16 protein-coding genes are annotated in these 26679 nt (G+C 67.6%); 11 read left to right on the forward strand and 5 right to left on the reverse strand.

Annotated features, from left to right (window positions below; genetic code table 11):
• Positions 1-10: 10 nt before the first annotated feature.
• Genes ACFZDJ_RS06805 through ACFZDJ_RS06815 form a run of 3 tightly spaced genes read right to left on the reverse strand, consistent with a single transcriptional unit; the run spans position 11 to position 4035 of the window.
• Positions 11-889 (reverse strand): DUF6339 family protein, encoded by an 879-nt coding sequence (locus tag ACFZDJ_RS06805; RefSeq protein WP_390926908.1) that lies wholly within the window; start codon positions 887-889, stop codon positions 11-13.
• Entirely contained in the window at positions 886-1881 is a 996-nt protein-coding gene (locus ACFZDJ_RS06810) for a hypothetical protein (RefSeq protein ID WP_390926906.1), read from the reverse strand. The genes ACFZDJ_RS06805 and ACFZDJ_RS06810 overlap by 4 nt, the downstream gene beginning before the upstream one ends.
• A gap of 3 nt (positions 1882-1884) precedes the next feature.
• Entirely contained in the window at positions 1885-4035 is a 2151-nt protein-coding gene (locus tag ACFZDJ_RS06815) for a helix-turn-helix domain-containing protein (RefSeq protein WP_390926904.1), read from the reverse strand.
• Between the two features lie 589 nt (positions 4036-4624).
• Here ACFZDJ_RS06815 and ACFZDJ_RS06820 point away from each other — a divergent pair.
• From ACFZDJ_RS06820 to drmB, 5 genes are all read left to right on the forward strand, one after another.
• On the forward strand, positions 4625-4774 hold the full coding sequence (locus ACFZDJ_RS06820; RefSeq protein ID WP_390926902.1) for a hypothetical protein: 150 nt from the start codon (positions 4625-4627) through the stop codon (positions 4772-4774).
• Positions 4775-4983: 209 nt separating this feature from the next.
• Complete coding sequence (locus ACFZDJ_RS06825) at positions 4984-9747, forward strand: sacsin N-terminal ATP-binding-like domain-containing protein (RefSeq protein ID WP_391056605.1); 4764 nt, start codon at positions 4984-4986, stop codon at positions 9745-9747.
• Positions 9744-11648: a UvrD-helicase domain-containing protein gene (locus tag ACFZDJ_RS06830; RefSeq protein ID WP_390926899.1), complete on the forward strand. Its 1905-nt coding sequence runs from the start codon at positions 9744-9746 to the stop codon at positions 11646-11648. Before ACFZDJ_RS06825 ends, ACFZDJ_RS06830 begins: the two co-directional genes overlap by 4 nt.
• Complete coding sequence (locus ACFZDJ_RS06835; protein WP_390926897.1) at positions 11645-14893, forward strand: helicase-related protein; 3249 nt, start codon at positions 11645-11647, stop codon at positions 14891-14893. Before ACFZDJ_RS06830 ends, ACFZDJ_RS06835 begins: the two co-directional genes overlap by 4 nt.
• Positions 14890-16755 (forward strand): DrmB family protein, encoded by a 1866-nt coding sequence (gene drmB / locus ACFZDJ_RS06840; RefSeq protein WP_391056607.1) that lies wholly within the window; start codon positions 14890-14892, stop codon positions 16753-16755. The genes ACFZDJ_RS06835 and drmB overlap by 4 nt, the downstream gene beginning before the upstream one ends.
• A gap of 158 nt (positions 16756-16913) precedes the next feature.
• Here drmB and ACFZDJ_RS06845 read toward each other — a convergent pair whose 3' ends face one another.
• Entirely contained in the window at positions 16914-17552 is a 639-nt protein-coding gene (locus ACFZDJ_RS06845) for an ATP-binding protein (protein ID WP_391056610.1), read from the reverse strand.
• 217 nt (positions 17553-17769) lie between these two features.
• Between ACFZDJ_RS06845 and ACFZDJ_RS06850 the strand changes: the two genes are divergently transcribed.
• The 6 genes from ACFZDJ_RS06850 (at position 17770) to ACFZDJ_RS06875 (ending at position 26128) form a co-directional block, all read left to right on the forward strand.
• Positions 17770-18618, forward strand: a complete 849-nt coding sequence (locus ACFZDJ_RS06850) for a Scr1 family TA system antitoxin-like transcriptional regulator (protein WP_391056900.1) — start codon at positions 17770-17772, stop codon at positions 18616-18618.
• Entirely contained in the window at positions 18615-18815 is a 201-nt protein-coding gene (locus tag ACFZDJ_RS06855) for a DUF397 domain-containing protein (protein WP_391056612.1), read from the forward strand. Before ACFZDJ_RS06850 ends, ACFZDJ_RS06855 begins: the two co-directional genes overlap by 4 nt.
• Before the next feature lie 32 nt (positions 18816-18847).
• A complete protein-coding gene (locus tag ACFZDJ_RS06860; protein WP_391056903.1) occupies positions 18848-19309 on the forward strand; it encodes a deaminase in 462 nt (153 codons plus the stop codon).
• A 641-nt stretch (positions 19310-19950) separates the two neighbouring features.
• Positions 19951-21297: a DUF222 domain-containing protein gene (locus ACFZDJ_RS06865; RefSeq protein ID WP_391056615.1), complete on the forward strand. Its 1347-nt coding sequence runs from the start codon at positions 19951-19953 to the stop codon at positions 21295-21297.
• A 323-nt stretch (positions 21298-21620) separates the two neighbouring features.
• Entirely contained in the window at positions 21621-25727 is a 4107-nt protein-coding gene (locus tag ACFZDJ_RS06870) for a discoidin domain-containing protein (protein WP_391056618.1), read from the forward strand.
• Positions 25728-25825: 98 nt separating this feature from the next.
• On the forward strand, positions 25826-26128 hold the full coding sequence (locus tag ACFZDJ_RS06875; protein ID WP_351750768.1) for a hypothetical protein: 303 nt from the start codon (positions 25826-25828) through the stop codon (positions 26126-26128).
• A 128-nt stretch (positions 26129-26256) separates the two neighbouring features.
• On the opposite strand, the gene ACFZDJ_RS06880 is transcribed toward ACFZDJ_RS06875, so the two are convergent.
• Positions 26257-26640: a 4-oxalocrotonate tautomerase family protein gene (locus ACFZDJ_RS06880; protein ID WP_385369287.1), complete on the reverse strand. Its 384-nt coding sequence runs from the start codon at positions 26638-26640 to the stop codon at positions 26257-26259.
• Between the last annotated feature and the right edge of the window lie 39 nt (positions 26641-26679).

Below are 26679 nucleotides of genomic sequence, written 5' to 3' on the forward strand. Positions count from 1 at the left end.
CGGCGCCAGGTCAATCCCCGGGCTTCCTGCCCCTGACCGGCGCAGTCTCGAACAGTTCTGCAAAGTAGCTGGTGAGCGCGGCCACGGACTCCTCCGGGACAGGGTCCTCGTCGGGCCCCTTCGGGAGTTCGTACCGCTCGACCGGTGGCGCCGATTCCGCTTCCGCGATCCAGTCGCGCAGGTGGACGGGGTCACGGGGCCGGTCCTGCCCGAGGATGTCGTAGATCAGGGTCGCGCCGGCCGCGTTGATCGCGACGCTGAGGCCATCGACCTCTCGCCCCGTGGTGACCAGTCCGCTCTTCAGCAGGCGGACCATGGCCTGAGCAGTGGGACGGTGGTCGATCATCTCCTTCTTCAGAACGCTGTGGATGAGGTCCTGGTTTCCACAGGCTGCCTCGACCGGCTCGTAGTCCGCCCCGTTCCTGAACAGCTCCGCTGCCCACCACAGGCGTGAGAAACACTGCCGGTCGGCAGGTCCCCGGAAGCGCTCCGCGGCGACACGCCTTTCCGGCCTCTTCACCGTCGGTTCCGAAAGGTGACGCCAGACCACGTAGTCGGGAGCCACCGCCAGTGCGAGGTGGTTCCACAGCCGCTTGTCCGCCGCTTCTCGCCGTGTCAGGCGCAGCGTGGCATGAAGCCGTGGCGCGAGCCATGCGTCGGCTCGGGTACGGTCCTCCCGGAACTCGAACATGGCGTCCTCCACCAGACTTCGGATCGGCTCGACCCACCATCTGGCGTCGTCCTCGGGAAGCGGCTCGACGACCTTGGCCAGATCGATGCCGCCGTGTACCTGTTCGCCTCTGAGCAGCTCTCCGGTGAGGAACGGGTCGACGGCCGAGGTGGCGAGCAGCGCCAGCCGCTCCGGTACATGGTTCGGTTGGGTGATCACGTCTCACTCTCGCGGTTCATCTGTTCCAGACTGCGGATCACATAGGCGAGCGCCTTGGTGGCATCGGCACGGCGGACCGCCGCGTAGTGGATACGGGTCTGTAGCTCGACCCAACCCGATTCACCGGTACGCCGGCGGTGGACCTGTCGTAGGGCCTCCTCAACGTGGACGCCGGGAACGACGTCCGGGAGCATCTCCCGCAGCACCTCGCCCTGCCAGTCGGTCGGGAAGACCGGGCCGCCGCCGGGTTCCACCTCCAGATCCCCGATGGCACCGTGGAACACCGCGGTCCAGACGTCGGTGGCCATCTGGGCGACCAGAAGGTCACGTACCTTGCTGTCCATTCCCGAGCCGTTGCTGTCCAGCAGGCCGATGACACCCTCAACGTCGGTGTTCACGAACACGGTGGGGACTCTGGCCGAGGCGTCCACGATCCAGGGCGCGTCAGCGTAGGCCTGGAGCCACTCCCGGGAGCTCCTCTTGAACGATGCCGTCTGAACGTCCAGTTGGAGCCCACGGACGGGCTCGTCGGAGACCGTGTCGACGATCCAGCTCCGGTCGGTCTCGGCGATCGACCGTCCACGCACTCCGTCCACCGTCCCGACGGCGTACACGGCGAGGGAAACCCGACCCAAGTGGTCGTCACGGAGCACCTCCAGCGACCCCGACCAGTCCCGCCCGCCCTCCGCGTCGAGCGTGAGATCCGCAGAGGTGCGGACATTGGTCTCGCCGTCGGTCAGCACGGCGAGGACACGCAGATCGGACCAGGCCGCGTCCGGCGCGTTCGCCCCGGGTGGCAACGTCGCCGACAGGCCGATCGTGGCGCTCACCCAGTCGGTGTGGCCGGCGATGCCAAGCGCGACGGACTGCTGCTGGGTCGAGTACGCGGTGGTCTCCAGCTGGTCGCGGGTGCCGTCCGAGAGTTTGAGGGAGACCGAGGTCACTCTGAGAGCGACCGGCCGGTTGAGCCGCTTGTACGGGTAGATCTTCACGCGTCACTCCCCCTTGCCGGCGCGGAGTTCGAGGACGAGGCGGGTGAGCGTGGTCCTGACCGGGTGGCTGGTGACGTCGGTGGATCCTCGGAACTTCGCGCGACGCGTACCGGGCGGGAAGCGCAGGGTCCCGCCCTCCACCTCGCAGCCCTCGACGGCCACGAGTTCCGCCCACTCCAACTTCGGACGGCCTCCGGAACGCACATCCAACTGCGCGACCGGCACCATGGGGACGATCTCGTCGCCACGCGGGATGCTTACTTCTGCGGTGATCCGCCATTCCCCGTCGTCGCCGACTGTCGCGTCGAGCTTGTCCAGCACCGGAACCACCGGCCCGGCGGGCGCCTTGGCCTTGGGCCTCGTTCTCACAGTCAACGCCTTGCGTACAGCCTCACCGCCTTCGCGGTTGCTGCGCTTCGGCCGTGCGACAAGTTCCCTGACCGCACTATTGACCTCGGCGGTCAGCGCGTTGATCCGCCGGTATGCGGACGGCGACCAGCGCAGAGTCAGCTCCTCCGTCTGTCCCCAGCGGTCATGCTCAGGCGGTTCCGCCGCACGCAGGAATTCCTCGGCCTCCTTCGCGAAGGGGGCTGTTTCTCCGGCTGCCTCGCCCACCAACAGAACGGCCTGGAAGGGGTTGGTCCCAAGCGGCAGCCTCTGAACCCCCACCCTCTTGACGGTCATGCGGTTGCCGCGCAACGAGTGCACCTGGTTCTTCCCCCCGTCGCCGTCTCTGTCCCCCTCAGCCTGGGTGACCAACAGGACCGCCTGGTGCGTACCGAACGTCCCATGGACGCCGCCGGAGAGCGGCAACTTCAGCGGGACGCTCCGCGCCGCAACCTGCCCGGCCTCGGTGAGACGATCCACCGTGGTGCCCTCGTAGTGCGCCCTGAGGGCACGAGCCCGGGCGGGCTGCTCGACGGACGGGTCCACCTGCTTCTCCGGCACGACCTCCTTGCCGTTCTGCAAAGCACGGACAGAGACCTCCAGAAGGGGGAGCCTGCTGCCGCCGCCGGTCATCGCAGCCCAGAAGTCACGTCCCAGTGCCTCTACCAGACGGCCGTGCATCTTGCGGATGTCACGCGTGTCCTCGTCGCCCTCCTCGTCGCCGCTGGACTCGTCGTCGGCGTCGGACTTGCCCTCAAGGCTGGCGACGTCGTGCGCGCCCACGATGAGGAAGGAGGTACCGGGTTCGTCGCTCTCCCTGGTCAGATACAGGCGTGCCACGGTCTCCTCGTCCGCCCACCAGGAACGGGCGACCATCGCACCGGGCGAATCGGGATCGGGGCGCCCGAACCAGGCCGGGCCCGCGTACGGCTCGCCGTCCACTTCCCGCCACGGCAGTTCGAGACGGCCGATGACCCGGCGCTCGGTACGTCCCTCGTGAGGTACGGACAGAGTGGAGTTGATGAGCACGAGTCCGAGGGCGCTGGTGGCCCACAGGGTCGCCTTACCCAGGCCGTACGAACCACCCGCGCCGGGGCCGGACTTGAGGCTCTCCAGCTGACGCCTGACCACAGCGGCGAACTTGCCGTCCGCATAGTCGTCACCGATGAGCCCGGAAGCGTTGTAGTCGTCAACACGCAGCAGGACCAAGCGGCCCTTCTCGTACATGTCGCGTACACCGGCGTCCACGACTCGACCGACCTTCTGGTTACCGGCGGCCTCCGAGACGGCGGAGTAGTGCGGGAAGAGATCGTTCCAGAGGATCGCCTCGCGGAAGGAGTCCAGGGCCTCACCGGTGAGCTCGTGCAGGGTGTAACGGACCCGGACCGGACGACCGTTCTCCGTAAGGCGCTCGTCCAGGCTGTTCTGGCAGGTCTCGCGGGCGAGGACCTGCACGTCGGCGTCGAAGGCGAAGGCAGCGGCATTGCCCAGGTCACGACCACCGTCGGAGTAGCCGGGACGGTGGTACCAGGTGACCGGCAGGCCGGCCTGGGTGTCGGTGGTGCGGGTGTGCACCGTACCCACGTCCGTGCCGAGTGCCTTGGCGATGTCCGTCATAACGGTCGGGCGAGGAGTCGACCTGCCGGTGATCCACGCGGACACGGCGGCCCGAGTCAGCTGGAGCTCGTCGGCCAGTTCGGCCTGCGTCTTCCCCGCGAGCTTGAGCTGTCGGGCCAGCCAAGGCCCGAACTCCTCACCTGTCTCCACGCGTCACCTGCTCTTCCTCGGAGTCCATGCAGATCATGTGCTGTGGACCACGAGGTTAATTTGACACGCACGGAAGCGTCAACCAACAGTTGATCGCCCCCATCGCTTGGACCCCTTTGACTCGGTGTCCAAGTTGCCTCGAATGGCCAATTCTCTCCCCTTATGCGCCACTTCCATGAATGGAGCGATCAACTCCCCCCGGATGAATGGGAGTTGGGGTTGCACCTTCGGGTGACTCTCGATACGGTTGTTGACGATGGGGATCCCATCTCGCTCACGAAACCCGAAATCGGGAAGGCTGGGCGACCCGGGGAGAAGTGCACCCAAATTCAGCCCCGCAACAGGAGACCGAGGCACACACCAAGTCGCCACTCCACCAACGCAGAAGCATTTCGACGAAAGGGCTGGCGGCACCGGGCCAACACCCACTAGTGTTCTCAGCCAACAAGAATCCCAATGGGGATTCGCTATCGATTTCATCCATTTTCGCGGGGGACGTGTGCCCAATTCACCCCTGTGCAACCTGAATATGGGTGTGCCATTCATGATTGAGCAGGGATACAACGACTTCTTGTTTTCGTCTCGGGAAATGAGTTCATTCGAACTGGCAATCAACGCGGCCAAGACCGAGGCCGAGGCCGAGGTGATGAAGATTCTCCAGGACTACGACCTGCCCGAGAAGGACTGTCCCGACGGCAGGATTCCCGGTCTGCCGCCGGACGAGTTCCCCACAACCTGAGCGAGGTAGCAACAAAGGAGCAGGTCACAGCCCCAAGCCGTTCCTCTCGGCAGGCCCGAACCCCCAACGCCTTCACGTTCTCCGAAGGCACTGCGACGCCAATACACCAGCACCACGACAGGCACACGCGCCAGCTTCGACGAAGCCGGCGCGGCCGGCCCCATCGCTGACATTTCACTCGGACTTTCACAACTCAGGAGTGCAGAGCAGTGCCGCCTTCGTCCTCTTCCGTAGTCCAAACCGTTCTCGAACAGTCCTCACGCGTCCTGCAGACTTACGCGGTGGACGCTGGTCTCGTGGCCGAGCACGCCAATGGTGAGCGCCGGATCACCCAGGGCGGATATGGCGACCGCCAGCTCTTCGAACTCGTCCAGAACGCGGCAGACGAAATGGCCGACGAGCCGGGTGGACGAGTTTATATCATCCTCACGGACACCCATTTGTACTGCGCGAACGAGGGTAACCCGGTCGCCCCTGAGGGCGCGGAGACAATTCTTCGAATGAGCATGTCGAAGAAGCGTGGAGGGCAGATCGGACGCTTCGGAGTAGGCGTCAAGTCGGTCCTCGTGGTAACCGACGCGCCCGAATTCTTCAGCAGCACGGGAAATTTCGGATTCGACCGCGCCTGGTCGTACGCGCAGATCAAGGCCGTACCTGGCGTGACGGCACGCTACGGCCCGGACTTCGACGCCCCCGTGCTGCGGATGGCCCGACCTCTCGACGTGCAGGCCGAGCGCGCTGCCGATCATGTCCTGAACGAGCTGTTGGACTGGGCCACCACCGTCGTTCGACTGCCTCTGCTCCCCAGGGCCGACGACCGGCTGGGCAGGGACATGCACGGCGGTCGCGCCAAGGACCACGGCGAGCCTCGCGAGGAATTCCCGGTGGGCTTCCAGCTCTTCTCCCCGCACGTCGCGAAGGTCGTGCTGGAGGACCGCCGGCCCCGGCCCATGGTCCGACGTACGCTGACCGCCCGACAGACCGACGACCTGCACACCGTGGTCGAGGAGCGGACCGGAAAGGCCGTCACCACTGACCGGTGGCGCGTGTTCAGCACCACCCACGAGCCCGGTCCGAGTGCTCGCGCGGATGCCGGAGAGCTGCACGACCGGCTTCTGCTCGACCTCGCCTGGGGTGTCCCGGCCCTGGAGAAGGATCCGGAGAGCGGCCTGTACGTCAGCCCGCGGTCACGCGGACGCGGCAAATTCTGGTCCTTCTTCCCGACCAAGTACGAAATGTCGCTGAGCGGCATTCTCAACGGAGCCTGGAAGACCAACGAGGACAGGCAGAACCTGCTGGACTCCTCCCCCTTCAACCAAGAAATGATCAGGGTGTCGGCGAAGCTGGTCGTCGACTCCCTCCCCGCCCTGGCACCGGCCGAGGACCCGGCCGCCTACCTCCCCCTGCTGCCCGGCCGCGTCAAGGAGGCGATCAGCTGGGCCGACGAGTTCCTGACGAGGGAGGTCTGGGCCCGCACCGCGGACCGCCCCTCCCTGCCCGACCAGGACGGCGTCCTGCGCGTCCCTACCGAACTGCGGATCCACCCGCGGCTCGACAGGGACCTGAGGAAGCTGTCCGGTTGGCTGCGGATGTGGAACGAGTGCCCCGGGCGCCCCTCGAACTGGCTGCACCCGAGCGCGGAGGCGGACGCCCTCCGTTCCGGCAAGGTCGAACACATCATCGGCGCGGCCGGACACGAACGGACCGGCGTCCGTGAGTGGCTGGAGGCCTTGGTCGAGAGCGGGACCCCCGAAGCATCTGCAGTGGCCATCCGAATCCTCGCGGACATGATCGAGGCCCACTCCCCCTACGCCGAGGAGGCCCGCACGGCCCACATCGTGCTCACCGAGGAGCACGGTCTCATCGCCCCCGTACACGGCAAGGTGTTCCGCCGCGCCGACCAGGGCGGACTGCGCGAGGCACTGGTGTACGTGGTCGACAAACTGGCCGAGGATCCGTCGCTGGCTCACGCGCTCAACATCCTGGGCATTCGCGAGGCCGATGTCGAGGGCCGGTTCGTCAGCGTCCTCGACCAGGGCTTCGATCACTACAGCGACTCGGACTGGGAGCGGTTCTGGGAGCTGTTCCGTCAGGCGGGGGTGCGTCGCCTGGCCCACAAGGTCCTGGAGCGGGTGCCCACTGCGCGCTCGACGCTCCGGGTGCGGACCGCCGACGGCCGGTTCCGGCCGGTCGAGAACTGCATGCTGCCGGGTACGGTCGTCGACGCGACGCGCGATCCGAGCATCGCCGTCGACATGGCGTTCCACTCCGACGACACCCCGTTCTTCCCCCAGGTCGGTCTGCGGGAGCGGCCGTCCGGCGGGGTGCAGCCCCGGGCGGACGAGGCATGGTTCGAGGAGTATCGCGCGACTGTCCACGCCGCCTACCTGCGCGGCCTGGACAGTCGCGCCCCGCGCCCCACGCTGAACCGGATGAAGGTCGAGGGCGCCGCGATCGGTGGCCCGCTCCACCTCTTCCGAGCTCTCTCCGAGGAATCACGCGCCGCCTTCCTGAAGGTGTTGCCCGACGACGCCGTGGTGGACAACTGGACGCTTCAGATCGGCGCGCAGACCAGTACTCGCCAGGCGGTGATCTCGCCGATCCGGTGGATGCTGAGGAAGTTCGGCACGGTGGCCACCTCCCAGGGGATCAAGCCGCTGAAGGAGGCCGTCGGCTCCCAGCTCGCCGGCTACCGGGACGTACTGCCGGTCGCGGACATCTCCCCCGAGAAGGCTCGCAGGCTACGGCTCCCGACCACCGTCGACGAAGTTCCCGCCGACCGTTGGGACGCGCTTCTCGACGAGGTCACCCACAGCGAAGACGACTCCTTCGTCGGTGCCACGTACGTGATGCTGACCCGGTTCGGCGCGGACTTCCCCGAGGACTCCCTGACCCGTTGCCGGATCGGCGAGGTCTGGGGCACCCGTCCCGACGACGAGATCACGATCGCCGTCGGAGCGGCTCAGTACCGGGCGCTCCGTGCCGAACAGCTCCCTGCGCTCCTCGTACCGACCGCCGAGGATGCCGAGCTGATGATCGAGAAGTGGGGGATGCTCCGCTACGCCGACGTGATCAGCCGGGAGACCCGTGAAGTACCGGAGGGTGACCCCGTGCCTCTGGTCGAGCTGTTCCCCGCTCTGCGGCAGCGCCTGAACAGTGGGCATCGGAACAGCATGGTGCAACGGTGCAGCGAACTGGAGGAGGTCACCCGTACGCCGAACGGCACGCACGCCTCCCCCTTGGACGCCGTGCGCCAGGACGGCACCGTCAAGGTCCGCGTGCCTCTGGAGCCCGAGCCGATGCTGCGTCTCATCGACCGCGAACTCGGCCTCGGCCTCGGCGCCGCCGGTTGCCGCGCGGTGCTGGAGCACCAGGACCGCATGGCTCGCGACAGCGAGCTGAAGGCGGCACAGAAGGCGGTGCGCGACACCACCGACGTGGTGGCCAAGATCGAGCTGCTGATCGGTGCCGCCGCGCTCCGGGCCGGCCTCCCGGAGGGGCTGATGGAGGCCGAGTTGCAGGCGACCGATGGCGTGGAGCCGTCCGGGCGCCGAATCGCGCAGATGGCGTTCAACGCGCACGGTGACGGAGTGCTCCAGCAGCACGCCCGGGACATCCAGGCACGCTTCCCCAACGCGCCGGTCGGGTACGGAGGGTCGTCGGCAGCCATCGCGTTCGTCTCGGAACTGAAACTGCCTGTCTCGTTCGCCGGTTCGAGGACTCCGTCCCCGCCCGCGTTCGAGACCGTCGAGGGCCCTCGGGACTTCCCGAGTCTCCACGAGTACCAGGAGGACCTGGTACGGAACATCTCCACGATGCTCGACCGGCTGGCCCCGCAACGCGGCATGTTGTCCCTGCCTACCGGCGCCGGCAAGACCCGGGTCACCGCAGAGGCCGTGATCCGTTGGGTGAAGCGGGTCGGCGGCCTCAGGGGTCCGCTGCTGTGGATCGCGCAGACCGAAGAGCTGTGCGAACAGGCTGTCCAGAGCTGGAAGTTCGTATGGAGCAAGGTGGGCGCCGAACGCCCGCTCACCATCAGCCGGCTGTGGACCACCAACGAGGTCGGGAACGTCGTCGACCACCCGCACCTGGTGGTCGCCACCGACGCAAAGCTGGAACGGTGCCTGGGCACCGACCAGTACGCCTGGCTGCGTGAGGCCACGCTGGTGATCGTGGATGAGGCGCACACCGCCATCTCCAAGCGGTACACCGAGATCCTGAGCCAGTTGGGACTCACCCAGTACGAGACCGGCCGGCATCTGCTCGGCCTGACCGCCACCCCGTTCCGGAACACCAACGAGGAGGAGACCCGCCGCCTGGTCAGCCGCTTCGGCAACCGGCGACTCGACCAAGGAGTCTTCCCCTCGGGTGACCCGTATCGCGACCTCCAGGACTGGGGCATGCTCGCCCAGGTCGAGCACCGCACCCTTGAGGGCGGCCGCATCGAACTCACACGGGACGAGAAGACACACGCCGACCGCATGGCCGTGCTCTCCCGTTCCGCCGAACAGCGACTCGCCGACGACCACGGGCGCAGTCGGCGCATCGTCGACTCGGTGGCCGAGCTGCCGGACGACTGGCCGACGCTGCTCTTTGCCACCTCCGTCGACCATGCCAAATACCTGGCAGCCATGCTCAACGACCGGGGCGTCCCGTCCGCCGCCGTGGACTCGACGACCAGTACGCAGGACCGTCGCACTCGCATCGAGAACTTCCGAAGCGGACGCATCCGGGTCCTCACCAACTACGGTGTGCTCACCCAGGGATTCGACGCGCCGGCCACGCGTGCCGTGGTCGTGGCCCGGCCGGTCTACAGCCACAACGTGTACCAGCAGATGATCGGTCGCGGACTGCGCGGACCACGCAATGGCGGCAAGGACAACTGCCTGATCCTCAACATCAGCGACAACATCACCAACTTCGACACCGACCTCGCCTTCACCGAGTTCGAGCACCTCTGGAGCCGGAAGTGACCGACGTCTACCAGGACAGCCCACCGCTCACCGACGAGCAACTGGCCGTGGTCGAGCAGCCGTGGGACGCGCGGGTTCTGGTCACCGCTGGCGCCGGGGCGGGAAAGACGCACACCCTGGTACGCCGGCTCGACGCACTGTGCGGCCACGAGGACCCCGACCAAGCGCTGGAGGCGGCCGAGATCCTGGTGCTCACCTTCTCCAGGGCAGCGGCCCGGGAACTGCGCGAACGGATCTCCCGGCACGGGGAACGAGCCCACCGAGTACGCGCCCGTACCTTCGACGCGTGGGCCTATGAGGTGCTCCTTCAGGCGCATCCGGACGGCGAGTGGGGTGCGGTCGGCTTCGACGAGCGGATCGCCGCCGCGACCCGCGCGATCGAGAAGGGCGCGCTGGAGGTCGGCGACGCGGTGCCACCGGCCCATGTCGTGATCGACGAGGTGCAGGACCTGCTGGGTGGGCGCCGTGAGCTGGTGGAGACGCTTCTCGACCGGTACCAGGACAGCTGCGGGTTCACCGTCGTCGGAGACGCCGCCCAGTCCGTGTATGGCTTCCAGATCGAGGACCTGGGCGAACGCGCCGACGAGACCGGCCGGTTCTTCGACTGGCTGCGCTTCTCCTACCCCGACGACCTCGTGGAGCTGCGTCTCACGCGAAACTTCCGGGCCACCACCGCCGAGGCCCGGGTCGCTCTGGCGCACGGCCCCCTTCTCCAGCAGGTCAACGACCCGGAAGAGGCCGGGAAGCTCTACGACGAACTGCGCGATCTCCTCCTGGATCCGGCGAACGGCATGGGCGACCTCGACGACGAGTTCACCCTCGACGGCCTGCGGGACCTCTCCGACACCTGCGCCGTCCTCACCCGTGACAACCAGCAGGCCCTCATGGTCTCCGGTCTGCTGCACGCGCACGGAATCGACCACCGGCTTCGGCGCCCACTGGAGGAGCGTCCGGTGCCGTACTGGGTGGCCGAGCTGCTGCGTCGCACGGAGGCGACCGGCCTTACCGAGGACCGGTTCCGTACGCTCCTCTCGGAAATCCCTCTTCCCTACGAACCTGACGCCGCCGCACTGTGGACGGCGCTGCGTAGGGTCGCGCGCGGAGCAGGGCGCGGGGTGCTGGACCTGGACAGGCTGCGCCGCGCGGTCGCCGAGGGCAGGTTCCCGGACGACGCGGCCGACCCGGAGACCTCCCGTATCGTCGTCTCCACGGTGCACCGGGCCAAGGGCCTGGAATTCGAACGGTCGATCGTCCTGACGCCACCGGCCCTCGCCGAGCTCCACAAGCGGTACCAGGACGAGTTGGACCTTCCCGCCGAAGCCCGCGCCCTGTACGTGGCCATGACGCGCGCCCGCCAGGATCTGTACCACGTGGCTCCTCCCGAACTGCCGCACTTCAAGCGGGCAGGGAATCAGCGCCACGGCCGTCGCTACCTCGGGTCGTGGCGGTCGTACGACAGGTACGGGATCGTCGCCGAGTCGGGCGACGTGTGCTGGGACGACCCGCCCGGTCATCAGACCGATGCCGTCGCCGCCCAGGCGTATCTCCTGGAACAGGTGCGCTCCGGCCATGAGGTGCTGCTGCGCAGGCTCCACGACCTGCCGATGGGTGAGACGCAGAGCCCGCCGTACGCTCTGGTGCACGACGGAAAGGAGATCGGCGAGGCCTCGCGTCGGTTCCGCGAGGACCTGTTCCAAGTGCAGAAGGTGAACCGTACTTGGGACCCTTGGTGGCCCGACGAGATCCATGACCTGCGGATCGACACCGTGGAGACCGTGACGGGCAGCACCGCCGCCGGCACGAACGCCGGTCTCGGTGACCGAGGCGTGTGGATCGTCCCGCGGATCACCGGCATCGGCCGGTACCGGAGAGCCGACAACTACGAGGAGCAGGGCGCATGACGCAGGTGGCAGGCCGACACTCCGAGCACTACCGGGTCCGGGACGAGGAACTCCTGGCGGGGCTCCGCCGTGAACTCCTGGGCCCCTCCGAGGACGCCGTGCCGGACGAACGGGACGAGGTACTCACCCAGGACGCGCCGATCGACCGCTACTTGACCGGCGTGCTGTATCCGCGTGCCACGAAAGAACGGCAGGAGGAAGAGGCCGCCAAGCAAAACGGTCCGGACGACGCTCCCGTCAGCACCCGCGGCGACGGCGAGGAGTCCGGCACCCCACCGGAGGTCGGTGCTTCGGGGGACAGGCGGCCCTCCTCGATGGGCCTGACCTTCGCGGTCAAGCCGGCCATAAGCGACAGGATCGTGGTCTCGGCGCGTGCGGCCGTCTACGAGCCCACGGACGCCGACGGCAAGCGGATCCCGGCCCGTCGCGCCGAGGCCCGTACCGTCGCCGACCAGCGTGAACGGTGGCACCGGCGGGAACTCTCCCTCCCCGACCAGCGCTTCGTCGTGACCGAGGCCGCTCCGAAAGATCCGATCCCGCTCAGCGACGAAGCCTCACTGCACGTCAACATCCGTCGCCTTGACAAGACCACCGGCACGGTCACGATCACGGTCACTCTGATCAACACGCAGAAGATCGGCGAGTGGGATCTACAGGACGCGTTCTCCCTCTTCCAGTGCGGGCTGACGGTCCGGGCCGCCGACGGCTCCGACGCGTTCGTCGAACGCCCGGCTCCGGACGCCGCCCACGACCCGGAGGTCGCCACGAGTCGGCTGCTGCACCGCCACGCCCCAACCTTCGCCGTCGGGCACGGCTGTGCCGCCGAATGGGACTGGAATCCGTGGCCTATCGGCATGACCGAAACCGCCCCGGAGATCGCCGTCCCCGAGGTGCGGAGCCAGTTCGTGCCGACGGTGGAGGTGCTGCTCACCGACTCCAACCCCGAGATCGACAGCTCGGCGCTGTCCATGCTGGGGCTGGCGGAGAAGTCCGATGCCGAGATCCTGACCGCTCTGGAAGGGCTCGCCGACGGGTACGAACGCTGGATCGACCGCAAGGCGGCCGAGACGGAGGATCTGGCCGGCGGGACGCACGAGGAACCCGCGCGGGAGCAGGTCAAGGCCTGCCGCGAGGCACTCGACCGTGTCCGCGAGGGTATCGAGCTGTTGCGGACCAAGCCCGATCTGATGAAGGCTTTCCGACTTGCCAACCGTGCCATGGCCGACCAGCGTGCTCGCAGCGCCTGGGTGAAGGGCGGACGCGTCGGTGTCCCCGAACCGACCGCCGGACGCTGGCGTCCCTTTCAGATCGCGTTCGTACTCCTGTGCCTGGCCGGCATCGACGACCCCGAGCATCGTGATCGGAACATCTCCGATCTGCTGTGGTTCCCCACCGGTGGTGGCAAGACCGAGGCCTACCTCGGCCTGATCGCCTTCACCTCGTTCCTGCGCCGTATCCGCAAGGGCACGGACGGCGGCGGCGTCACCGTCCTCATGCGCTACACGCTGCGGCTGCTCACCCTCCAGCAGTTCGAGCGCGCCGCGATCCTTCTCTGCGCCATGGAGCACATGCGGCGTCGAACACCCGAGTTGGGCCACGAAGAGTTCTCCGTCGGGATGTGGGTGGGCCGCTCGGCCACCCCCAACACGCTGACCGAGGCAGGCCTGAAGCTCGACGAGCTCCGCGCGAATCTCGACAAGCGCCTCGCCACCGAGAATCCCGTCCAGTTGCACGCCTGTCCTTGGTGCGGAACCCGCCTCGACGCACGGAACTACGAAGCCGACGAGGACGCGAAGCGGATGCACGTCCGATGCCCCGGCGCGGACTGCGACTTCGCCGACGGCCTGCCCGTCCACCTGATCGACGAGGCGGTGTACGACGCGCGGCCGACACTGGTGATCGCCACTGTGGACAAGTTCGCGTCGATGCCGTGGCGTCCGGCGACCTCCGCACTCTTCAACCGCGACGACGACCCGGACGGCGGCACCCCGCCCCCGGAACTGATTGTCCAGGACGAACTCCACCTCATCTCTGGCCCGTTGGGAACACTCACCGGCCTCTACGAGACCGCCGTGGACGCACTCGCCGGCCGACCCAAGGTGATCGCCTCCACAGCCACCATCCGTCGCGCAGCCGACCAAGGACGCCACCTCTTCGCCCGCGAAGTACGGCAGTTCCCGCCCGCCGGCCTCGACGCCCGCGACTCGTGGTTCGCCGTGGAGACACCGCGCGAGGAAAAGGCGAGCCGCCGCTACGTCGGCCTTCTGGCCCCCGGCACCAGCCAGGCCACCCTCCTGATCCGCACGTATGCCACCCTGCTGCACCGGGCCAAGCAGGCGAAGACCGAGGACGAGGTACGCGACGCCTACTGGAGTCTCGTCGGCTACTTCAACAGCCTCCGGCTGCTGTCCGCGGCCGAACTTCAGGTCCACGACGACGTGGTGGCCTATCTGGAGGTGCTCGCTGAGCGTGAGGGGGTGGAAGTCCGCCCGGTCGTCAACTACTCGGAGCTGACGAGCCGTATCGACGCCAGCGAGATCCCCACCCGCCTCAAGGGCATCGAGAAGCGGCTGCCTGACGAGGACACCGTGGATGTCCTCCTGGCCACCAACATGATCGCGGTCGGCGTGGACGTGGACCGCCTCGGTCTCATGGCCGTGATGGGCCAGCCGCAGACGACCGCCGAGTACATCCAGGCGACCAGCCGCGTCGGTCGCGCGCACCCCGGCCTGGTCGCGGTCATGCTCAACTCAACGCGCTCTCGGGACCGTTCCCACTACGAGAGCTTCCAACATTTCCACTCGGCCCTGTACCGAGAGGTCGAGTCCACCTCCGTCACACCGTTCTCCGCCCGCGCCCGATATCGGGGCCTGCACGCGGTGATCGTCGCCCTCGCCCGCATCATGATCCCCGCCGCCCGACCCAACGATGGCGCCGGAAAGGTCGAGTCCTACGAAGACGTACTCCGTGGCCCCATCAAGACGATCCTTATGGAACGCGTGGACGCGGTCACCCGGGAGGAGACCAACGCCGTGTCCCGGGCCTTCGACGAGTTCGTCGGGTGGTGGTGCGACGAGGCCGACATTCGTAACGGCCTGCTGTTCGAGCCTCAGAGAGGCAGTCGCGCACCATCGCTCCTCAAGGCCTATGACGACGAGTCCGAGGGCACCGGGGCGTATCCCACGTTGTGGAGCCTGCGTGACGTCGACGCCGAGACCGCCCTGTTCATGGAGGGAACCCGATGACCCCGCCCCCCGCCCGCCGTCGCCGAACCGGCGCGGACGGCGCCGCACCCGCCCACAACTTTCCGCGGCGCGGTGCGGTCCGCCGCGCCCAGGCGATCACCACGTACGGCGTCGGGTCGCTCATCGCCGTCGACCATGAGTCCTTCATCGTCTCGGGACTCGACGAGGCCGAGCAGAGTTGGAGCCGTGATGAGTCGCCGCAGATCCACGAACGGCGGCTGGCCCGAGTGCTCGGCGTCGACTACTTCCAGCTGCCGCCCGCTTCCGACGACACGAGCAAAGACGGTGTCCGGGTCCGACGTTTTCCCTTGATGCACTCCTGCCCCGAGTGCAACGACCTGCAACGACATCGCGACTTCAACCCGCCGGCCGGTCGAAGCATCTGCGGCACGTGCGAGGTCGACCTGGTTCCCTCCCGTTTCGTCGTCGCCTGCGAGGCCGGGCACCTCGACGAGTTCCCGTACTGGCAGTGGGTGCACCGTTCCACGGACCGTGACGCCTCGACGGCGGCACAGTGCGGGGGGAAGCTCAAGATGCGCACGTCCGGGCGTACTTCCTCGCTGCGCTCCATCCTCGTCTCCTGCACCTGTGGGCAGGCTCCCGAGGTCTCCATGGAGGGCTCCTTCCGGAGGAGAGCGCTCAAGGACCTGGGCCTGAAGTGCCGCGGCTCCCGTCCCTGGCTCGGTGCGTCCGCCACCACGGGCGGATGCGGACTCGCCCTTCGCACCCTGCAGCGCGGTTCGTCGGCAGTCTGGCAACCGGTGTTGAAGTCGGCGCTCTCCATCCCGCCGTGGAGCAATGGCCGCGCGGATCCGCTCGCCGAACACTGGGAGCAACTGCGCGAGCTGAACAGCCGCACAGAGGTCGAGATGTGCCTCAAGTTCGTCTTCAAAGGTGAGAGCCCGGTTCCGATCGACGAAGTCATGGCCTTCCTCGACGCCGAGCGAGAGGAAGACCCCACTGGCGACGAGGCGCCCTCCTTCGACCATCGTTATCGCGCCCTGCGCGACAAGGAATACGAGCGTCTCCGCTCCGGCAACGAGGAGAGCGAGCACTCCCGTGAGGAGGAGTTCGTCTGCGAGACCCCGCTGGGCGACCAGAGCGCGCTCGACCCGCTAGGCGTCACCGGCCCGATGCTGGTCAAGAAGCTCCGCGAGGTGCGCGCCCTGAAGGCGTTCACCCGGCTCGTCGACGCAGAGTCGACGGCCGATCCCAAGGAGATGCCGCTGTCCGAACGCTCCCTGCGTTGGCTCCCTGCCATGGAGGTTCGGGGCGAGGGAGTCTTTCTCCGTCTGAACGAGGATCGACTCGGCGCCTGGGAGAAAGCCACAGCGGTGGCGGCCCGGATCGAACGGATGCGTACCGCCCACCAGCGGGTGTTGGAGCAGCGGGCCGACGACCCGAGCCGCGTCGTCTCCTCCCCCGCCACCCCTCGCATGGTGCTGCTGCACACCCTGGCTCACATCCTCATCAACGAGTGGAGCCTGGAGGCAGGCTACCCGGCCGCGTCCCTGCGAGAACGCTTGTATGCCACCGACGACATGGCCGGGGTACTCATTTACACGGCGACGAGCGACTCCGCGGGCAGTCTGGGTGGCCTGGTCGCTCAAGGTGAGCCGGAGATTCTCGCTCGCACGGTCCGTTCGGCCGTCCGTCGTGCCGAGTGGTGTTCCTCGGACCCGCTCTGCATGGAGACCGAGGCGTCGGGCGCCGGCGGAATCAACCTGGCGGCCTGCCACGCCTGCGTGATGCTCCCGGAGACGAGCTGCGAACACAACAACATCCTGTTGGACCGCGCGCTGCTCGTCGGCACCCCGGAAGATCCTCATCTCGGCTTCTTCGCGAACATAGTGTCCGGCTGAATCCGGGCCGTTCGCCGGCCATGCACCATCCCGGTGGGACCCGACACCGGCGCGGAGCTGACATTCCGTTGCCGGTTCCCACCACTGCGGCCGCACAGGTGGCTTTCCTCGGACCTTGGCGCTGCGCTCCTGCGTCAGGAGCTCGACCTTCGGGTCAATTAGCACACCGGGCCGTTCAGTTCGGCGTCATAGCGGGACTGGGCACGGTCCAAAACATCGTCCACGTCGCAGCCGTGCGCCCGAAGCCAGTGAAGGAAGTCCGTGATAGCCGTGATCACCGACTCCTCGGCCACAACCCTCCCCAGTCTTCCCGCCCCGGACAGTCGGGGCGGTCTCGCATTCGCGCACAGCTCCAGCAAGGCCTCGGCCCGCAGCACGCCGGGGCCCTCCACATGACCGTTCGGCGATGCGAGACCCGTCGCCAGCTCGCACCACGTAACCTTCCGGTCGGGGCGGAGCTGGACACCCCACCGTGCGGCGACCACGTCGATGAGGGCCATGCCCCGCCCGGACTCGGACTCGACATTCGCGTCGAGAAGCGTGGGTAGGGCGCGCGTGTCGGGGTCATGGACTTCGATGCGCAGATGAACGCCGTTCATCGAGACCGCGAGCGTGGCCGGGGTGCCCGCGCCGACGTGCGTGATGATGTTGGACACCAGCTCACTCACACAGAGCTGGGCCGCGTCGGTGACCTCGTGCAGGCCCCACACCCCCAGGTGCAGTCGCATGAGGCGGCGCAAGGCAGCCACTTCCTCGGGTTCCGCGGTGAAGTCCAGGTCCCACGGCTTCCGTGACATACACGCTTCCTGGATCACGAAGACCCCTCTCGTCGCATGCCATCTCCACATGATCAGCGGAGCGTCACGCACCCTCACGGTGAGTTGCGTCGTGAACCAGAGTGACGCGGGCACATCCCGGCGTGCAATGTGCAGGACGGGATTCCCACTTCCGAGTGATTGGCAGGCACGGACCTTGGCGCGAGACTGAACACCCACTATTCAAGGGATGGTTGAGATGGCTGGTTCACCGACGGCACGCCGCCGCCGTCTCTCGATCGAGCTGAAGAAGCTGCGCGAGAGGAGCTCGCTGACCTGCGCGCAGGTCGGCGAGGCCCTGGACTGGAGCGGTTCCAAGGTGAATCGGATGGAGACGGGGATCGGCCGGGTCCAGCCGTCCGACATCGACGCGCTGTGCCGCTTCTACGCCACCGCCGACGAACTTCGCGAATTCCTCAAGTCACTGGCCCGGCAGGCCAATACGCGCGGCTGGTGGCAAATCCACGGAGCGGGTGTGCCCGAGTGGTTCAGCATCTACATCGGCCTGGAGCAGGACGCCTCCACTTTTCGCCAGTACCAGTGCGAGTTGATCCCGGGCTTGATGCAGATCGAGCCGTACATCCGCGAACTCCACACGACCGGCGCCCACATGTCCGCCGAGGACATCGACAGGGCCGTACGGGTGCGCGCGGAGCGCCAGACCATGCTGTCGCAAGCCGATGCCCCCGACGCCTGGTTCATTGTGAACGAGGCCGCGCTGCGCCACATCATCGGAGATCGAGCACTGATGCGAGACCAGCTTGAACGCGTCTTGGATTCAGCCGAGTTGCCGACTGTGACCCTGCAGGTCCTGCCGTTCGACTCGGGCACCTATCCGGCTTCGGGCTCCTTCACCATGCTGGGCTTCCCAGCACAGGAAGCACCGGACCTGGTGTACCGGGACGGCATCACCGATGCCGTTTATCTGGAGGGAGAGCATCATGTTCGTGAGTACACCAGGGCGTTCGACGGGCTACGAGCCGCGGCCTTGAGTCCTCAGCGTTCCACCCAACTGATCAAGTCCGTCCTGAAGGAATTCGCACAGTGAGCGTTGCAGAGTCCACGAACCCCGGCCGTCCGGCATGGTTCACCTCGTCTTACAGCAATGGTGCCGGCGGAGAGTGCGTGGAGGCCGCCTTCGTACCCGCAGGTGTACTGGTGAGGGATTCCAAAGTGCCGGGCGGCCCTCATGTCACAGTGTCGGCCGAGGCATGGCACAAGTTTCTTACGGCATCGGCGGGATGACTCGAAGGACAGCATTCCCCCGCCCGTAAGCCATCGAGCTCTCCCGGCACGCCCTCGAAGACGAAGGCAAAACCCCCTTCGGCGCCCTCGTCGTCATCGACGGGAAAATCATCGCCACGGGCACCAGCTCGGTCGTCGAACTCCGGGATCCCACCGCCCACGCCGAAGTCATGGCTCTCCGTGCCGCCGGTGCAGAACTCGGGCGCCACCTCATGGAAGACGCCGTGATGTACGCCAGCAGCCAGCCCTGCCCCATGTGTCTGGTCGCCTGCTACTGGGCCCGTATCCCCCGCCTCGTTTACGCCGCCAACAGCCACGACGTCGCCGTGAACGGCTTCGAAGATCTTCAGTTCTACCGACAGCTCGCCCTTCCCAACGCCGGACGAACCCTGCTCACGGAAACAGCTGCCGATGGCAAGGCCCGTGAAATCGCAGCCGCGGCTCTCGCCAGTTGGGCTAACAAACTGCCTTTCCCCGTCGAACCCAAAATCTGAACTCCGACCGAAGAGGAACAGTCACCGCATGGTCAGGACGGCCTGCTGCCTCGACTCTTCATGGAGAAGCGGCGAGAACGCCGACTCACATCACGTTGGCATCGAGGCACCCAAGGCCGCCCGGTTTTGCTAAGTGTGGCGGTTCCGGGGTGAGCGTCAAGAGCGCCCTTCGGGCGTCGGCTGCGCCGATTGCGCTGCGCTCCACTCTTGACTCTCACCCCTCCACCGCGGAGTGCTCTTGGCCGGGCGGCCCGAAAGGGGGCGGCGGGGGAAGTGGGGGTGGGGTTTCCTCGCGTTGCCGGGTGCCGGGAATTTGTGGCTTGGGGGACGCCTATGGCCTTCCGCGCACGCCGGGTTGGTTTGGCGGCTTCCGGATGGAGGGTGGGGCGCGAGCGTGTCTGGGATGGTCCGGGTGGGCCAGGGCACTGGTCATCTTGTATGGCACGGTTGCGATGACACGCTGCGTGGGCTGGCGGCTGGCCGGCGACAGGCGGAGTTCCCGGTTCCGGGGTGGATCATTCTGACGGATGAAATGCGGCAATGAGCTGGGGATATCACTCTCCGTGAGCGATAATGGAAGGGTCGGACCGCTAGTGGGTGGGTGAGGTTCGGCGCTCTCATGGGGGACGGGGGTGAGCGCGGTGGCTGTTGCGGTGGAGTCCGAAGTCGATGTGTCGTCTGCGGTGGCAGATGGGTGGATCTCTGAATTGCGGTCGTGCGCGCCTTCGGTGGAGACCCTGGGGTTGCTGGTCGAGTTGGCCGGTGAGCGGCTTTCGGCGCGGGGGCGGATTGATGCCCTGGCTGTGTTCGAGAGGCATCTTGCCTGGATGCAGGGGATGCAAGTCGAGGTGCTGGCGGCGATTGGGGAGTACGCGGATTCTGGGACCGATGCTGCCGCAGCCGGTGAGGCGTTCGATGCTCGGCTGCTGCGGGAGTGGGATGCCACGAGCGATGAAGTGGCTTGTGCCTTGCGGCTGGCCGGCGGTACCGCTTCGCGGCGGCTCGATGTGGCGCAGCAGCTGTGCGCTCGGTATCGAGCGACTCTGGAGTTGCTGAAGCGTGGGGAGATCTCCTATCTGCAGGCTGAGGCCGTCACGGAATTGTGTGCGGTTCTCGAGCCGGAGACGGCTGGGCAGGTTGAGGCTGTCGTGGTCGCGAAGATGCCGGAGTTGGCCGTCGGGCAGACTCGGGCCTTGTTGCGTCGGCAGATTCATAGGGCCGATCCGGACGGGGCTGAAGAGCGGCATCGGCGGCGCAAGGCGGATCGGGAGACTGTCCTTTATCCGCGAGAGGATGGGATGGCCCTCTTCGGCGCCGTCCTGCCTGCTGAGCAGGCTGCCGAGATGGGACAGGCCGTCGATGCGCATGCGGCCACGTTCGACAATGACGGGCGGACTCTGGCGCAGAAGCGTGCCGACGCGTTGTACGACCTTGTGGTCAATCGGAATGGTGTGGTGGGAGATTGCGCGAGTCCGGTGCGGGGGCGCGCTGCTGCCGTCGTGCAGGTCACGGTGCCTCTTGATGTTCTGGTTGGAGCCGAGGACGGCCCCGCCGAGCTGAAGGGGTACGGGCCGATCACCGCAGGGCAGGCGCGGGAGATCGCTTTTGCTCCGGGGACGATCTGGCGGAGGCTCATTACCGATCCTGGCAGTGGGCTGCTCGTGAAAGTCGATCCGACCACCTACCGGCCCACGGCCGATGCCGAGCGGCAGGTCATTGCCCGCGACCAGTACTGCGCCTTTCCCAGTTGTCGGATGCCTGCGCATCGCTGCGATGTCGATCACGTCGAGCCGTTCGATCACGAGCGTCCTGAGGCGGGTGGGCTGACGGTTCCTGAGAATCTGCAGCCGTTGTGTCGGCGGCATCACCGGCTGAAGACCCACCATCCCGGGTGGAGGGTGACGCGGGATCCGCATACGGGGATCGCCAGTTGGACGAGTCCCACCGGGCATACGTACAGGAATGCGCCACCCGTTTATCGGGAGTGAGTGATCAACCGTTCTGGTTCGCTGGTTCGGCGGATGGCTTTCAGCGAAGGCCACGCCTTGTGGCCGCACGCCGGAGGTTCCGCGATCCGCTTCATGACTCCCTTGGCCGCAGGGCGACTTGCTGCTCTGCATGTGGTGACCGCATCGGGGCACAGTTATCGTGCCGCCAGAACACGGTGATCGTGTGAGAGGTCTTGACAGAAGCTTGAGCTCGCGGCCACCTTTGGCAACGTTGTCACAACCCCTGGCAACGTTGTCATGCCACGGCTCCGGCGCCACCGCGTGTTCGTCGGCCGCGCTGTTTTCTGATGGGACTCACGTTCATGGCAGGTCAGTCACATGCGCCGCGGGATCCGTCCGGTCCTTCCCGGCGGTCGGTGGTCACTACGGGTTCGACTCTTCTCGGTGGGTTCGGTCTGAACGCTCTGTTCCCGGCGACGAGCACGGCCGCCGGGCGCGGTGACGCGCTCACCGCGGCGGCGTCGTCCGGTGAACTCGCCGCCTACCGCCCCGTCGAGGTCTCCTCGACGGACTACGCGCCGACTCCGGGCGAGTTCGTGGTCGACCGTCTCGCGTCGCCCGGGGTCCGGGGCAGCGGATGGCGCGCGGCGGCGGGGGACGATCCGCAGTGGATCTCGGTCGATCTTCAGGCCGACTGCCAGGTGACGCGGGTCCGGCTCACCTTCGAGGCCGACGCGAGCGATCCGGTCTTCACGCCGCCCGCCACCGGCAACAAGGCGGACGGCACCACCGGCAAGGAGATCCTGTCCAGTTACGCGCTCGCCTTCGTGGTCGAGACGTCCACGGACGGCAGCTCCTGGACGAGCGTGTACCGCACGACCGCCGGTACGGGTGGAGTGGTGGACATCCCGCTGGCCCGGTCGGTGACGGCGCGGTGGGTGCGGATGACGGCTCAGCGGCGGTCCAGTCCCCATCCGCTCGGCCTGAATGGATTCGAGGTGTACGGCACGGTCGGCGGGCGGCGGCCCTCGGCCACCGGTTGGACCGACTGGGGAATCCACCACGGCGAGGCTCCCGGGCTGGCCGTCGCGGCGGACGGCACGGTGCCACTGGAGTCCGGCTGGCGGCTGACCCTGGACGACTGGGCCGACGGCGAGGGCCCCGACCTGTCGAAGCCGACCGTGGACACCAGCGGCTGGCTGCCCGCCACCGTGCCCGGCACGGTCCTCGCCTCACTCGTCGACCAGGGAAAGCTCCCGGACCCGGTCGCCGGTCTGAACAATCTGCACATCCCTGAGGCGCTCTCCCGCCATTCCTGGTGGTACAAGCGCGACTTCGAGCTGCCGTCCGGCCTGCGCACCGGTCATGGCCGCAGGGTCTGGCTGGAGTTCGACGGCATCAACCATCAGGCCGACATCTGGCTCAACGGACATCAGGTGGGAGGGCTCACCTACCCGTTCGCCCGCTCGGCCCATGACGTGACGGAGTGGATCGTCGAGACGGGGACGAAGGGCCAGAACGCGCTGGCCGTGAAGATCACGCCGATGCCCGTCCCCGGCAGCCCGGGCGACAAGGGTCCCGCCGGGGAGTCCTGGGTGGACGCGGGCGCGGGCCAGATGAATCTCAACTCGCCCACGTATCTGGCCGCTTCGGGGTGGGACTGGATGCCCGCCGTACGGGACCGGGTCTCGGGGATCTGGAACCATGTCCGGCTGAGATCCACGGGTCCCGTGGTCATCGGCGACCCCCGGGTGGACACGGTTCTGCCGAACCTGCCCGACACCTCCGTCGCCGAACTCACCATCACCGTCCCGGTCCGCAACGCCGATGCGGCCGAGCACACCACGACCGTCTCCGCGTCCTTCGGCGACCTACGTGTCTCCAAGGCCGTCACCGTCCCGGCCGGCCGGAGCGTCGACGTCACCTTCGCTCCGGACGCCTTCAGCCGGCTGCGGCTGCGCAACCCCGCACTGTGGTGGCCCAACGGGCTCGGCAGCCCCGACCTTCACGACCTCACCCTGGCCGCCTCGGTCGACGGGACGCAGAGCGACCGGCGCACCACCCGCTTCGGTATCCGCCAGTTCGGCTACGAGTACGACGTGCCGCTGCCCTTCACCTCGTCCGGTGACGCCTGCGCCCAGTCCCTGGAGGTCGGAAGGCAGCAGGCCCGGTATGTGCGGGTCAGGTGCCTGACCAGGGCCACGGACTGGGGCAACTCCCTGTGGACCCTGTCCGTGACCGACAGCGCCAGGCCGGGCACCGACCTCGCCCTGCATGCGAGCGCCACCTCCTCCACGACGGACGGCGACGACCACGGCCCCGGCAACGCCACCGACGGTGACCCCGGCACCCGCTGGTCCTCGGCCTACCAGGACGATCAGTGGATCCGTGTGGACCTGGGGTCCTCGCAGTCCTTCGACGGCGTCGATCTCGTGTGGGAGCAGGCCTACGCCCGGACGTACGTGGTCCAGGTGTCCACGGACGACTCGACCTGGACGGACGTGAAGTCCGTGGACAACACCGCCGTACCGCTGCCGTTCAACACCGACCGGGCGAGCCTGCAGGTGGAGGACTTCACCGCCCGCACGGCCCGCTTCGTGCGGATCAACTGCGGTGTGCGCCACACCAGCTGGGGCAACTCCCTCTGGTCCCTGTCGGTGATCGACAGCTCCCGTCCGGGCACCGACCTGGCCCTGCACAAGGCGGCCACGGCCTCCACGGAGGAGTCCGACCATCCGGCCGCCGCCGCCACCGACGGCAGCCCCGACAGCCGGTGGTCGTCGCAGTACGAGGACCACCAGTGGATCCAGGTCGACCTCGGCTCCGCCCAGAGTTTCGACCGCGTGGCCATCCTGTGGGAGCAGGCCTATCCGAAGACGTACGTCATCCAGGTGTCGTCCGACGGTGACACCTGGACGGACGTGAAGTCCGTGGACAACAGCCCCGTGCCGCTGAAGATCAGCGTGAACGGCGTACGGGTGCTGGCCCGGGGCGGCAACTGGGGCTGGGACGAACTGCTGCGGCGGATGCCGGCCGAGCGGATGGACGCGGCGGTGCGCATGCACCGCGACATGAACTTCACGATGATCCGCAACTGGGTCGGCAGCATCAACCGGGAGGAGTTCTACGCCAGTTGCGACGAACACGGCATCCTGGTGTGGAACGACTTCCCCAATGCCTGGGCCATGGACCCGCCGGACCATGACGCGTTCAACGCGATCGCGCGCGACACCGTACTGCGCTACCGCATCCACCCCTGTGTGGTGGTGTGGTGCGGCGCCAACGAGGGCGACCCGCCGGCCGCCATCGACAAGGGCATGCGCGACGCCGTCGAGCAACAGGCCCCGGGCATCCTCTACCAGAACAACTCCGCCGGAGGCATCATCACCGGCGGCGGCCCCTACAACTGGGTGGAGCCCGAGAAGTACTACGACCCGTCGACCTACGGCAGCAACAGCTTCGGGTTCCACACCGAGATCGGCATGCCGGTCGTCTCCACCGCCGAGAGCATGCGCAATCTGGTGGGCGACGAGAAGGAGTGGCCGATAGGCGGAGCGTGGTACTACCACGACTGGAGTGAACGCGGGAATCAGGCTCCGCAGCAGTACCGGGCGGCGATCGAGGCGCGCCTGGGCACCGCGACGGGCCTCGACGACTTCGCCCGCAAGGCGCAGTTCGTCAACTACGAGAACGCGCGCAGCATGTTCGAGGCGTGGAACGCCCACCTGTGGGACGACGCCAGCGGCCTCATGCTGTGGATGTCCCACCCCGCCTGGCACAGCACCGTCTGGCAGACCTATGACTACGACTTCGACGTCAACGGCACCTACTACGGTGCCCGCACCGCCTGCGAGCCCCTGCACGTCCAGGCCGACCCGCTGAAATGGCAGCTCCTCGTGGTGAACCACACGCGCCGCGCGGTCGAGGGCGCGACCGTCACCGCCCGGATCCACGACCTCACCGGTCGCCAGGTCGGCGGGACCAGGAAGGCCGTGGTCGATGTCGCGTCGGCCGCCACCACCCGCTCCTTCGCCGTGGACTGGAGCGACGACCTGCCCGATCTGCACCTGCTGCGTCTGACCCTCGAGGACCACGCGGGTCGTACGCTCTCGGCCAATACCTACTGGCGCCATCGGACTCCGGCCGCGATGAAGGCACTCAACGACCTCCCGAAGGTCAGGCTCTCGGCCTCGATCACCCGCGTGTCGCGCTCCGGTACCCGGCGTGAACTGACCGCTGTCGTCAAGAACCGTGGGTCGGCCCTCGCCCCGATGGTCCGGATGTCACTGCTGGACGATCACAGCGGTGACCGCGTCCTGCCGACGCTGTACAGCGACAACTATCTCTGGCTGCTGCCCGGCGAGTCGCGGACGGTCACCTTGTCCTGGCCGGCTCACGCGCTGCCGTCGAACCGTCCGGCGCTCAGCGTGTCCGCCTACAACAGTCCCCGCACGGTCGCCCGGGGGTAGCGCGGAGGTAGGGCGGAGGTAGGGCGGTCGTCGGGCGTCCGTTCGTGCGCGTTAGCCTCGGTTTGTTCGACAGACGCAGGCAGGAGCGGGAGGCAGCAATGGCGAAGGTACCGGCCGCGGCGGTGGCCGCGGGTGGGCTCATCGGCGGGTACGGCGTGGCCCGGTGGACCAAGAAGCGGCAGCTCGGCGGGGTGGTGCTGGCCGCCGCCGGGGCCACGGCCGCGCAGCAGTGGCGTCGGCAGGCCGGCGGGAAGGCTGCCGGGGTGCTGACCGTCGCGTACGTCGCCGCCTTCGCCGGGTCCCACCCGCTGGCCAAGAAGGTGGGCGCCTGGCCCTCCGTGTTCGGCGTCGCCGGTGCCGTGGCCCTCGCCTCCTGGGCCGTGGCCGACCGGCGGGCTTGAGCGAGTACGCGACGGTACTGGCCTGAGGACGGTACGGGCCTGAGTACGTACGACGGTCGCCGCCGGGCCCGCCCCTCGCGCTGAGCCCGTCGGCGGTCCTTTCCTGGGCCGACTGTGTCGGCACCGGGTCAGGCGGCTTCCCCGCCCACCCCCGAGCGTCCGGCCGGGACACCCACGATCAACACGGAGACGTGCTCCCGTACGGACTCACCGAGGACCGTGGTCACCGCTTCCGTCAGGGACCTGATCAAGCGGGCGGGCGCGTCGGGGATCTGAGGGTGGGTCAGGCCCGCTTCACGCAGGGTGAGCGTGACGAGCGGTGCGGGTGCCCTGCCGGGTATGCCCGCGGTTCCCCAGCGGTGCTCGGGGACGCCGAACAGTTCCACGACCGCGACCGTACGCGCCCACTCCCCGACCACGGCGGCCACCGCGTCGGTCAGCGCCCGGACGAGTTTCGGTTCGACGTCTCCGTCGAGCGTCTCCTCGCGGATCTGCACGGTGAGGTGTGGCATGAGGGATCTCCGTTCGCGTGGATCGGTACCATGACGCCA

It is taken from the genome of Streptomyces sp. NPDC007896 (genome assembly GCF_042959425.1).
In the GTDB taxonomy this organism is placed as follows: domain Bacteria; phylum Actinomycetota; class Actinomycetes; order Streptomycetales; family Streptomycetaceae; genus Streptomyces.